Below are 11,025 nucleotides of genomic sequence, written 5' to 3' on the forward strand. Positions count from 1 at the left end.
GGGGTGACACCTTCATGACTGATGGACGCAGACCCCGTTCCGAGCGTGGACAGCTCGATCTGTTCCGCGCGCTGCCCGGGGATTTCGCCCCAAGAGATGCGCAAGACCTCATGGCCTATCCCTTTTTCTCCCTCGCCAAATCCAAACGGGTCGCACCGATCGACTTTGCCGCTGGTAGCGTCAGCATCCGGGTCGAGGCGGTTCCCGATCACGGTATGGCCACAATCTGGGATGCCGACATCCTGATCTGGGCGGCGAGCCAGATCGTCGAGGCGCGTGACGCGGGGCTGCGCACCTCCCGGCTGATGGCCGCCACCCCTTACGAGATCCTCACCTATGTCGGTCGCGGAACCGGTGCGCGGGACTATCAGCGTCTGAAGGCGGCGTTGGATCGTCTCCAGTCGACGACGATCTCCACCTCGATCCGGCAGCCGGCGGAAGGACGTCGCCATCGCTTCTCCTGGATCAACGAATGGCAGGAGCGCAGCGACAGGGAGGGGCGCCCGGACGGCATCGAGTTGATCGTGCCCGACTGGTTCTACCAGGCCGTGCTCGACAATGCACTCATCCTCACCATTGATCGGGCGTATTTCGACCTGACTGGCGGGCTCGACCGTTGGCTCTATCGCCTGGTGCGCAAGCATGGTGGCAGGCAACGTGAAGGTTGGCGTTTCGACTTCCATCATCTTCACCAGAAGTCCGGGGCGCTGTCCCCCTTCAAGCGCTTCGCCTTCGAGCTTCGCGACATCATCCGGCGGCAGCCGCTGCCGGGTTATACGCTCTTTCTCGAGACAGAGGTTGGTGGCCGCAAGCTGCTGGCTTTCGAGCCTGCTCCGGGCTGTGGAAAACCTGTGAATGGGCTCGTGCTATCGGGAACCCGGGCTATCGTGCTATCAGGAACCGAAGGCTCGTGCTATCAGGAACCCAAACAGGGGGTAACGCACGGAAGCAAAAGCGGAAATCGCCCCCTTAACTTAGAGTCTAACAAAGAGTCTAACTTTGAAGAGCGCGCGCGTGATGTGGAAAACCTCATCCGTGCCACCGCAAAGAGCCTCAGCCAGGCCGGTAAGACGAAGGCAGCCGTCGCCCCATCGGTGCCGCGAACGGCTTCCGATCAGGGTGTCGCAGCAGCCTCCGATCATCCAGATACGCCCCGCCTTCCTCTCGAATTGCCGGGAGGTGGCGAATGATCGTCGCTCTGCTCAATCAGAAGGGTGGCGTCGGCAAGACGACGCTGGCGCTCCATATTGCTGGCGAATTGGCGATACAGGGCAAGCGCGTCACCCTGATCGATGCCGACCCGCAAGGCTCCGCCCTGGACTGGTCGCAGCAACGCGCCCGCGAAGGTCTGCCGCGGCTCTTCGGCACCCTCGGCCTGGCCCGTGACACCCTGCACCGCGAAGTCCCCGAACTTGCCCGCACAGTCGATCATGTCGTTATTGATGGCCCACCGCGTGTTGCGGGGCTCATGCGCTCAGCGCTGCTCACCGCCGATCTGGTGCTGATCCCGGTACAGCCCTCGCCATTCGATGGCTGGGCCTCTGCCGAGATGCTGTCCCTCCTTGGGGAGGCCCGCATTTATCGGCCGGAACTTGTCGCCCGCTTCCTGCTCAACCGCTGCGGCGCGCGCACCGTTATCGCCCGGGACACCGCCGAGGCGCTGGCGGATCACAATCCTCCTGTGCTTGCCAGCACGATTGGTCAGCGCGTCGTCTTTGCAGATGCGGCGCAAACCGGTCGCCTCGCCAGTGACATCGACCGTCAATCGCCTGCTGCCCGAGAGATCGCGGCGCTGACGTCTGAGATCGGGCGCCTCGGTCTTGGGAAGGTGGCGGTATGACCGGGCGCAATGACAAGCGTGGTTTCGCCGCGCGGCCAGTCGATGCCGAGACCTGGATCAAGGCTGGCGAGGCGCCATCCGCACACGGTCGCGCGGCGGCGATCTATACGGCCCGGCTTACCATCGACATCACCCCGGACCTGCGCGGTCGCATCAAGGTCGCAGCTTTCAGCCGAGGCGTCACTGTCGCTGACATGCTGCGCGAGTTGCTCGGGCGCGAATATCCGAAACCCGAAGGAGAACCTCAATGACCGGCTTTGTGATCCCCGGCGTGACCGGAGACGGATCGTTCGACGCCCATTCCGGCGGCGAGCTGACGCGCGTGGAACTGACCTGGGTGGAGAAGCGGATCGAGTTCTGGATCAGGTTCGGCCAGGAGGCCGGAACGCAGATCCTCGACCGCAGCCGCCGCATCGTCTTCTTCCGTCCCGGCGCCGTGTTTGGCTTCGTCCGCTGGGCGGCGAATGACTACGGAACCGTTGTTTCGCGCATCGACATTGTGCGCGCGATCGCGCCTGGTAGCGCCTGTCAGACGCTGCCCTGCGTGCGTCCCGGTGGCGAGATTTTGTTGAAGATCGAAGGCTGGCCCAAGGTCGAAGAGGTCCTGCGCCATGTCGATGCTATCGAGGGTCTCGGGATCGACCCTGCCGAGGTCGATCCCGACCACTGGCGCCATGTCGCCCACTGGATGAAGGCGGGCGAAGCGCCGCGCGCCTATACGGCGGAACGCCATGCCGCATGGCTCCGGCGCCGGGAGATCGGAAAATGACCCGTGCCCGCTACATCATGGCGACGGTCGCGACGCTCGCCACCGTCATCGTCAGCAGCATTCCGACTACACCTCGGCTGGTCTGGAACGCCTCGGCCAGCGTGCCGATTGGTCTCTACGCCATCGCGCCGGCGGATCGGCTCGAGGTGCCAGATCTGGTCGTGGTCATGCCGCCCGAACCCTTTGCAGGTTTCATGGTCGCGCGCGGCTATGTCGGTCGCGATGTACCGATCCTGAAGCACGTCATCGGGCTGCCGGGACAACGGGTCTGCCGTGACGGCGCTGCGATCACCGTCGATGGCAGACACCTGGGGGAGGCGCGAGAGCGCGACAGCGAGGGCCGTGATCTTCCCGTCTGGCAGGGCTGCCGCACCATCGCGGAGGGCGAGGTGTTCCTGATGAACCCGGCGGTCTCTGACAGCTTCGATGGCCGCTACTTCGGTCCGTTCCCCACCTCGGCAGTGATCGGCCGGGCCAGTCCACTGTTCACCGACGAGGGCGGCGATGGCCGCCTCGTCTGGCACGCGCCGGAGCGGTGACGCGCGTTTATGGCGGGACGTGCCAGCGGCCTGCCTCCCATTCACCGCATGAGGAAGGAGCCTCCAATGCCACAGATCGGTCAATTCACCCGCACCCCGTCTGGCTATGCCGGACAACTGCGTACGCTCTCTCTCGACCTGGAACTGACCTTCGTTCCCACAGACAATGTCGATTCAGAGAAAGCTCCCGCCTACCGCATTCATCTCGGTGACGAGGAAGGCCCGGAGGTTGGCGCGGGCTGGAATCACACAGGCGAAACCGCAGGGGCGTTCGTTTCGGTCCTGCTCGATGATCCGGTTTTCCGGCATCCGATCCGCGCCCGCCTGTTCCAGTCGGATGAGGAGGGCAGGGACTGGGGGCTGCACTGGACCCGCCCGAAGAAGCGCGATGAGCGGGACTGACGATGATCATGTCCTGCACCCGTCCCGCCTCGGGGAGAGGTGGCATCTGCCGCCGCATACTCCTTCTTCTTTCCGGCCTCCTCATCCCGGTCACCGCCACGCAGCCGCTCTTGGCGCAAACCGGTGTGCCCGAACACGCAATCGCCGCGCATCCCTACGCCGCCCAAGTCACCGAGGCATCGCAGCGCTTCGGCATTCCGACGACATGGATCATGGCCGTGATGCGGGCAGAGAGTGCGGGCGATCTGCGTGCGGTTTCTTCCGCTGGCGCGATGGGGTTGATGCAGGTCATGCCCGACACCTGGGCCGGGCTGCGCATCCGTCATGGCCTCGGCCGAGACCCTTTTGATCCGCGTGACAACATCCTCGCGGGCACGGCCTATCTTCGCGAGATGTGGGATCGCTACGGCAATGTCGCGGCGATGCTGGCCGCCTATAACGCCGGTCCCTCCCGCTACGACGAATACCGCTTGGCGGACCGTCCGCTGCCCGCCGAGACACGCGCCTATGTCGCTGCGCTTGCGCCCGTTCTGCTTGGCGAGCGGCCATCGGGCATCGCTGTCACTGCAGCCCGGCCGCTCGATTGGCGTGAGGCGGCGCTCTTCATCAGCCGCGACGACGGCGCGTCTGCGATCGGTTCTGTGTCGCCTCACCGGACCGTCGGCGGCGCTGCTTCACCCGTCCCGGCGTCGCCCCAGACGGGCATCACCCCGCAGCCTGAAGGCCTCTTTGTCCAGCGGGAGACTGGTGAGGTCCGGCCATGACCCGCGCGACGACACTTCGCATTCCGTCGTGCTCTGGCGTGTCTTGGAGGGCGCGAGGGGTGGAGGCGGGCACCACGACCGAAGGATGGCAGGATAAAAGGGCGCACGGTGCGCGGCGGTTGGGCGGTTGTTTTTGTTCATGTTTTTGCTGCGTTCCGCACCGTGTGGCGCATGCGCGCACCGTGCGCTATCCGCCTAAGGTTTTGAAAATGATCGCTGTTTCGCACCGTGCGGGGATTTCCCATGCCCGATGATCGCGAGTTCCGCATCCGCCCGGGGCGTATCCGTTCGACACGGGCGCAGCAGGCCCGGCCCTTTGTCGCACAGGCCCTGGCTGCGGCGAAGAAGGCCGGTGGTGGTGTCTCGCGGGCCGGGCGCGTCACTCCGGGCAATCGGTCCCGTTTCGGGCGCGGTCAGCGCGCCAGCATTCAGGCCAACCGCCTCATCACCGCCCGCACGCGCGGCGCGGTGGTCAAGGCGCGTGTGGTGCGGCACAGCGGGACGTCCGCGCCTCTCGGAGCCCACCTCGATTACCTGCGCCGGGACGGCGTGACCCGGGACGGGGAGAAGGCCAGGCTCTTCGGTCCGGAAACGGAGGATGCCGAAGGCCGGGCCTTCGCCGGGCGGTGTCGCGATGACCGTCATCATTTCCGCTTCATCGTCTCGCCCGATGACGCGCCGGACATGTCCGACCTGCAATCCTTCACCCGCGATCTCGTCGGGCGGATGGAGCAGGATCTCGACACGTCGCTTGACTGGGTCGGCGTCGACCACTGGAACACCGCCTATCCGCATGTCCATCTGATCGTCCGGGGCGTGCGCGACGACGGCCAGGATCTCGTGATCTCGCGGGACTACATCAAGGAGGGGATGCGCGACAGGGTACGGGATCTCATCACCCAGGAACTGGGCCCGCGCAGCGATCTCGACATCCGCCGGACGCTTGAACGTCAGATCGGGGCCGAGCGCTGGACGCAGCTCGATCGTCAGTTGCTGCGGGATGCGGGGCGTTCGCGCATCCTCGACATGGCGCCGGATGCGGATCGGCAGCCGGATGCGCTTCACCAGCTGAAGGTCGGGCGTCTGCGCCGGCTGGAAGTGCTCGGCGTTGCTGACCAAATCGGCAAGGCACAATGGCATATCAGGGACGATGCCGAGGTGGTCCTGCGCGAAATGGGGGAGCGTGGCGACATCATCAAGCGGATGCATCGGGCTCTGACGGAACGCGGGATCGAGCGCGGGTCCTCAAGCTTTGTGCTTGCCGCGGAGAGGCTCGATGTTCCCGTCATCGGTCGTCTGGTCCAGCGGGGTCTCGATGACGAGCTGAAAGGGACGGCCTATGCCGTCGTCGATGGTGTCGATGGCCGGAGCCACCATATCCGTCTGCCTCATCTCGACGCTGCCGGCGACAGCGCTCCCGGCTCGATCGTAGAACTCCGCACCTATGACGATGCGCGCGGCCAGCGTCGTGTCGCACTGGCGGCCCGGTCCGACCTGGACCTTGCCGCGCAGGTCTCCGCGTCGGGGGCCACCTGGCTCGACCGGCAGGCCATCGCGCGCGACCCGCTCGCTCTGTCGGACCGGGGCTTCGGTGCCGAGGTCCGGCAGGCCCTGGAAGCCCGGGCCGATCATCTGATCTCGGAGGGGCTCGCCGAGCGGCAGGGCGGCAGGGTGGTCTTGGCCCGGCGTCTGCTCGGAACCTTGCGCGACCGGGAGTTGCAGGCGGTTGGCACGCAGCTCTCGGCGGAAACCGGGTTACCGTTCAACAAGGCGGATCCGGGTGACTACGTCAGCGGCCTCTATCGCGAGCGTCTCGCACTGGCTTCGGGCCGTTTTGCGATGATCGAGGGCTATGGCGCGGACGGCGCGCTCGGTTTCCAGCTCGTGCCCTGGTCCCCCTCCCTCGAAAAGCACCTCGACCGGGATGTCACCGGCGTCGCGCGCGGGGACGGCGGGGTTGATTGGGACTTTGGCCGCAAGCGCGGCCTTGGCCTCTGATCAAAACACCGGAAAGGACCGACAGTCATGTCCGCGACCAAGATCCTCTGGGGGCAGATCTCTATTGTCTTCCTCATCATTCTGGCCACCACCTGGGGCGCGACGCAATACGTGGCCGCGAGCCTCGGCTATCAGGCGCAGCTGGGCCCGCCCTGGTTCGTGCTGTTCGGGACGCCCGTCTACTATCCTCCAGCCATTTTCTGGTGGTGGTATTTCTACGAGGCCTACGCGCCGCCGATCTTCGCGACGGGCGGGATCATCGCCGCCTCGGGTGGTTTCATCGCGATCGGTGTTGCCATCGCCATGTCGGTCTGGCGCGCCCGCGAGGCCCGCAACGTCGCGACCTATGGATCAGCCCGATGGGCCGAGAAAGGCGAGGTGAAGGCGGCCGGTTTGCTTGACCCGGATGGTGTGGTCCTCGGTCGCTATGAGCGGGAATATCTGCGCCACGATGGGCCGGAGCATGTGCTCTGCTTCGCGCCGACGCGATCCGGCAAGGGGGTAGGGCTCGTCGTTCCCTCTCTTCTCACCTGGCCTGGCTCGGCCATCGTTCATGACATCAAGGGGGAGAACTGGCAGTTGACCGCAGGGTTCCGGGCCCGGCACGGTCGGGTCCGGCTGTTCGATCCGACCAATCCGAACTCTTCGGCCTACAACCCCCTGCTGGAAGTGCGCCGTGGGGAGTGGGAGGTTCGCGATGTCCAGAACATTGCCGATATTCTCGTCGATCCCGAGGGAAGTCTGGAGCGGCGAAACCACTGGGAGAAGACCAGCCACAGCCTGCTCGTCGGGGCGATCCTGCATGTCCTTTATGCCGAGAAGGACAAGACGCTGGCCGGTGTCGCCAACTTCCTGTCCGACCCGCGGCGTCCTGTAGAGTCGACGCTACGCGCGATGATGCGGACGTCGCACCTGGGGGAGGCGGGGCCGCATCCCGTGGTCGCCAGTGCCGCCCGTGAATTGCTCAACAAGTCCGAGAATGAACGCTCCGGTGTGCTTTCGACGGCGATGTCTTTCCTTGGCCTCTATCGAGACCCCGTGGTCGCACAGGTCACGCGCCGCTGCGACTGGCGGATCGGCGATATTGTCGGGGGCACGCGACCAGTCACGCTCTACCTCGTGGTGCCGCCTTCGGACATCAATCGCACCAAGCCGCTCATCCGACTGATCCTCAACCAGATCGGCCGACGCCTGACCGAGGATTTGCAGGGCAAGGACGACCGTCATCGGCTGCTTCTGATGCTCGATGAGTTCCCGGCGCTTGGCCGGTTGGATTTCTTCGAGAGCGCGCTGGCCTTCATGGCGGGCTACGGGCTGAAGAGCTTCCTCATCGCCCAGTCGCTGAACCAGATCGAGAAGGCCTACGGCCCAAACAACTCGATCCTCGACAACTGCCATGTCCGGGTGAGCTTCGCGACCAATGATGAGCGTACGGCCAAGCGGGTGTCCGACGCTCTCGGCACCGCCACCGAGATGAAGGCGATGAAGAACTACGCCGGGCACCGTCTGGCGCCCTGGCTCAGCCATCTCATGGTGTCCCGATCGGAAACTGCGCGGGCCTTGCTCACGCCCGGAGAAATCATGCAACTGCCGCCGTCCGACGAGATCGTCATGGTGGCTGGCACGCCGCCGATCCGGGCGACGAAAGCACGGTATTACGAAGATGCGCGGTTTACTGAGCGGGTCTTGCCGCCACCCGACCTAGTGGATGAAGGCGCGTCCGGGAAGGATGACTGGAGCAGTCTGGCCGTCCCAACGCAGGGCGACGAGCCGGAGCCAGTCTCCGAGACGGGATCGGAGGATGAGGACCCGACTGCGTCAGAGCGCCGTCTTCAGCCGGAGCTGGCGCAGACTCAGCCCGTTGACAGGCAGACACCTCTCGAGAACGAGTTTGAATTCGACCCACCAGAGGATGAAGAGGATGGCGCTGTCCGCAATCGCCGCATCATGCAGCAGATGCGAGGTGTCGCGCGTCAGGTCTCCCTCAATCCCGACGACGGGATGGAGCTTTGATCATGACCACCAGCCGCAAGAAGACGAAGATCTCGGTCTACCTCGATCCCGAGGTCATGCAGATGCTGGCAGACTTCGCCGCCCGGCGTGATCGATCCCAATCGATGGTGGCCGAGGCCGCGATCGCATCCTTCCTCTCTCCGGATGACGCAGAGCGCCGCGAGGCGGTTTTGGCCCGACGCCTGGATCAGATTGACAGGCGGATCACCCGGCTGGAACGCGATGTCGGGATCTCCGTCGAAAGCCTGGCGGTGTTCATCCGATTCTGGCTTGCGACGACACCGGCCCTGCCGGAACCCGCAGCCAAGGCGGCGCGGGCAAAGGCTGGGGAGCGCTACGAGGCGTTTATCTCAGCTCTCGGTCGGCGCCTGGCCCAGGGGCCGAAGCTGCGGCAGGAGGTATCGGAGGATGTGGAAGGGGGGCCGACCTGAGGTCTGTCTACTGTTCTGAATCAGGGAGACGCTCAAACAAGATCACAAAGCCGCCGTCACCTGTGTCCGGGTCACTGACAAGGACATAAGGCATGCCGCCACCAACCTTTTCATAGAGGCAGCGATACATCAGATTTCCACTCCGAGGATCACGTACTTGATCGTAGCGCAGGCGGTGAGGGATACCTTTCTTGGTCCAGTCTTCGATGCCGGCGGGTGTCACCAAGGACAATGGCCGCCCCTCCAACAGCATGGTTTCTCCGGTATTTACTATGTGATGCATCACGCTTTTCACCTTCGATTCGCCTGTCTGTGAACTTCTAACTAATCCTTCAAAAATCTGAGGTCATCACAATCCCACTTAGACGTGGGCACTGCAGTCTAACGAGCTCTATCTGTTTATCCAGTCCATCACATAATTTCGGGATGTCATTTCGGGCCGGTGTTGGAGCTGGTTCGTCGCAATGCGTTTTGAAACTCGCATCCAGTAGGCGTGGGGTGGTTCCGGTCGATGCGGCTTTCCGCCGATCACCTGTCTTTACACGCCACGCTACTACACCCCTCGGAAACCTGTTGAGCCTTAGGCTTTTACGGCTTTCTTAATCGACCCCGATCCAGGGCAGCTTGTTGGAGGCGCCCGTAAGGGAACGGGGCCGGCATGGCGAAGACCGATCAGAGACCAGAGTTGATACGGAGAGGCGCGCGGATGCTGCGCACCGCGCTCGGGCCGGCGATCGCCGGGTTTCTGGACGACCCCATGACCGTCGAGGTGATGCTCAACCCCGATGGGCGGCTCTGGGTCGACCGACTTTCCGAGGGGCTGGCCGACAGCGGCAAGACGCTTAGCGCAGCGGACGGCGAGCGCATCGTTCGACTGGTCGCGCACCATGTTGGCGTCGAAGTTCATGGCCTGTCCCCACGCGTCTCTGCGGAGCTACCGGAAACCGGCGAACGCTTCGAGGGGCTGCTGCCTCCCGTGGTCTCAGCCCCGGCCTTCGCCATTCGTAAGCCAGCCGTAGCCGTCTTTACGCTCGAGGACTACGTCGCCGCCGGGATCATGACCCCAGCGCAGGCCGAGGCGTTGCGGCAGGCGATTGCGACACGTGCCAATATCCTGGTCGCGGGCGGCACATCGACCGGCAAGACCACGCTAACCAATGCGCTGCTCGCCGAAGTGGCCAAGACCTCCGATCGCGTCGTGATCATCGAGGACACCCGAGAGCTGCAATGTGCCGCGCCGAACCTCGTGGCGATGCGCACCAAGGACGGTGTGGCAAGCCTGTCGGATCTGGTGCGGTCCTCGCTGCGTCTGCGCCCCGATCGTATTCCGATCGGTGAGGTGCGTGGCGCCGAGGCGCTTGACCTGCTCAAAGCCTGGGGCACCGGCCATCCCGGCGGCATCGGCACAATCCATGCCGGTTCCGGCATCGGTGCGCTGCGCCGCCTCGAACAACTCATCCAGGAAGCCGTCGTCACCGTGCCGAGGGCCATGATCGCGGAGACCATCGACCTCGTGGCGGTCCTGGCCGGGCGCGGTTCCGCGCGTCGTCTGGCCGAACTCGCTCGTGTCGAAGGCCTCGGGCCGGACGGCGACTACCGGATTTCACCTGCCATTTCAGAACCCACCACTCACGAACCAGGAGACCTCTAATGATCCGTCACGCCCTGCGCATTCGCCGCCACATCGCCACCGCGGCCACCGCCACCTATGTCAGCCTGTTCATCGCCCCGGCCGCTCATGCCTCCGGTTCTTCCATGCCCTGGGAAGCGCCGCTGCAATCCATCCTCGACTCCGTCGAGGGGCCGGTGGCCAAGATCGTGGCGGTGATCATCATCATCGTCACCGGTCTGACGCTGGCCTTCGGCGATACCGGCGGTGGCTTCCGGCGGCTGATCCAGATCGTCTTCGGGATTTCCATCGCCTTCGCGGCCTCGTCCTTTTTCCTGAGCTTCTTCAGCTTCGGTGGCGGGGCGTTGATCTGATGGCGGTGAGTTTCGAGGCCCTCGACGCGGTGCCGGGGTTCAGCGTGCCGGTCCACCGTGCGCTGACCGAACCGATCCTCCTCGGCGGCGCACCGCGTTCAGTCGCCATTCTGAATGGCACGCTCGCCGGTGCGGTCGGCCTCGGGCTTCAGCTCTGGCTGGTCGGGATCCTGATCTGGGCCGTTGGCCACATCGCAGCTGTCTGGGCGGCCAGGCGCGATCCGCTTTTCGTCGAGGTCGCGCGCCGCCATTTGCGCATTCCCGGTCATCTCTCGGTGTGAACTCC

14 protein-coding genes are annotated in these 11,025 nt (G+C 64.6%); 13 read left to right on the forward strand and 1 reads right to left on the reverse strand.

The features are described from left to right. The first annotated feature begins 14 nt into the window (after positions 1-14). From B30_RS18785 to B30_RS18830, 10 genes are all read left to right on the forward strand, one after another. Positions 15-1,190 carry a replication initiator protein A gene (locus B30_RS18785; protein WP_040402977.1) on the forward strand — a complete coding sequence of 392 codons (1,176 nt, stop codon included), beginning with the start codon at positions 15-17 and terminating at the stop codon, positions 1,188-1,190. Next, positions 1,187-1,840, forward strand: a complete 654-nt coding sequence (parA, locus tag B30_RS18790) for a ParA family partition ATPase (RefSeq protein ID WP_009573774.1) — start codon at positions 1,187-1,189, stop codon at positions 1,838-1,840. Before B30_RS18785 ends, parA begins: the two co-directional genes overlap by 4 nt. After that, complete coding sequence (locus B30_RS18795; protein ID WP_009573775.1) at positions 1,837-2,091, forward strand: ribbon-helix-helix protein; 255 nt, start codon at positions 1,837-1,839, stop codon at positions 2,089-2,091. Before parA ends, B30_RS18795 begins: the two co-directional genes overlap by 4 nt. Continuing rightward, positions 2,088-2,609, forward strand: coding sequence for a DUF2840 domain-containing protein (locus B30_RS18800; RefSeq protein ID WP_009573776.1), 522 nt, complete (start codon positions 2,088-2,090; stop codon positions 2,607-2,609). The genes B30_RS18795 and B30_RS18800 overlap by 4 nt, the downstream gene beginning before the upstream one ends. Continuing rightward, positions 2,606-3,148, forward strand: coding sequence for a S26 family signal peptidase (locus tag B30_RS18805; protein WP_009573777.1), 543 nt, complete (start codon positions 2,606-2,608; stop codon positions 3,146-3,148). The genes B30_RS18800 and B30_RS18805 overlap by 4 nt, the downstream gene beginning before the upstream one ends. 66 nt (positions 3,149-3,214) lie before the next feature. Beyond that, positions 3,215-3,550, forward strand: a complete 336-nt coding sequence (locus B30_RS18810; RefSeq protein WP_009573778.1) for a DUF736 domain-containing protein — start codon at positions 3,215-3,217, stop codon at positions 3,548-3,550. A gap of 2 nt (positions 3,551-3,552) precedes the next feature. Beyond that, positions 3,553-4,314 carry a lytic transglycosylase domain-containing protein gene (locus B30_RS18815; protein ID WP_009573779.1) on the forward strand — a complete coding sequence of 254 codons (762 nt, stop codon included), beginning with the start codon at positions 3,553-3,555 and terminating at the stop codon, positions 4,312-4,314. A 243-nt stretch (positions 4,315-4,557) separates the two neighbouring features. Further along, positions 4,558-6,312, forward strand: coding sequence for a relaxase/mobilization nuclease domain-containing protein (locus tag B30_RS18820; RefSeq protein ID WP_009573780.1), 1,755 nt, complete (start codon positions 4,558-4,560; stop codon positions 6,310-6,312). Between the two features lie 27 nt (positions 6,313-6,339). Further along, the gene (locus B30_RS18825; protein ID WP_009573781.1) at positions 6,340-8,325 is read left to right on the forward strand and encodes a conjugal transfer protein TraG; all 1,986 of its coding nucleotides are present in this window, start codon (positions 6,340-6,342) and stop codon (positions 8,323-8,325) included. A gap of 2 nt (positions 8,326-8,327) precedes the next feature. Next, complete coding sequence (locus B30_RS18830) at positions 8,328-8,756, forward strand: hypothetical protein (RefSeq protein WP_009573782.1); 429 nt, start codon at positions 8,328-8,330, stop codon at positions 8,754-8,756. A gap of 7 nt (positions 8,757-8,763) precedes the next feature. Here B30_RS18830 and B30_RS18835 read toward each other — a convergent pair whose 3' ends face one another. Then, positions 8,764-9,039 carry a hypothetical protein gene (locus B30_RS18835; RefSeq protein ID WP_040402992.1) on the reverse strand — a complete coding sequence of 92 codons (276 nt, stop codon included), beginning with the start codon at positions 9,037-9,039 and terminating at the stop codon, positions 8,764-8,766. A gap of 423 nt (positions 9,040-9,462) precedes the next feature. Between B30_RS18835 and trbB the strand changes: the two genes are divergently transcribed. Genes trbB through B30_RS18850 form a run of 3 tightly spaced genes read left to right on the forward strand, consistent with a single transcriptional unit; the run spans position 9,463 to position 11,020 of the window. Next, a complete protein-coding gene (trbB, locus tag B30_RS18840) occupies positions 9,463-10,407 on the forward strand; it encodes a P-type conjugative transfer ATPase TrbB (RefSeq protein ID WP_009573784.1) in 945 nt (314 codons plus the stop codon). After that, positions 10,407-10,739: a TrbC/VirB2 family protein gene (locus B30_RS18845; RefSeq protein ID WP_009573785.1), complete on the forward strand. Its 333-nt coding sequence runs from the start codon at positions 10,407-10,409 to the stop codon at positions 10,737-10,739. Before trbB ends, B30_RS18845 begins: the two co-directional genes overlap by 1 nt. Next, positions 10,739-11,020 carry a VirB3 family type IV secretion system protein gene (locus B30_RS18850; protein ID WP_009573786.1) on the forward strand — a complete coding sequence of 94 codons (282 nt, stop codon included), beginning with the start codon at positions 10,739-10,741 and terminating at the stop codon, positions 11,018-11,020. Before B30_RS18845 ends, B30_RS18850 begins: the two co-directional genes overlap by 1 nt. The last annotated feature ends 5 nt before the right edge of the window (positions 11,021-11,025 follow it).

This window comes from Celeribacter baekdonensis B30, assembly GCF_000299875.1.
Classification (GTDB): Bacteria; Pseudomonadota; Alphaproteobacteria; order Rhodobacterales; family Rhodobacteraceae; genus Celeribacter; species Celeribacter baekdonensis_A.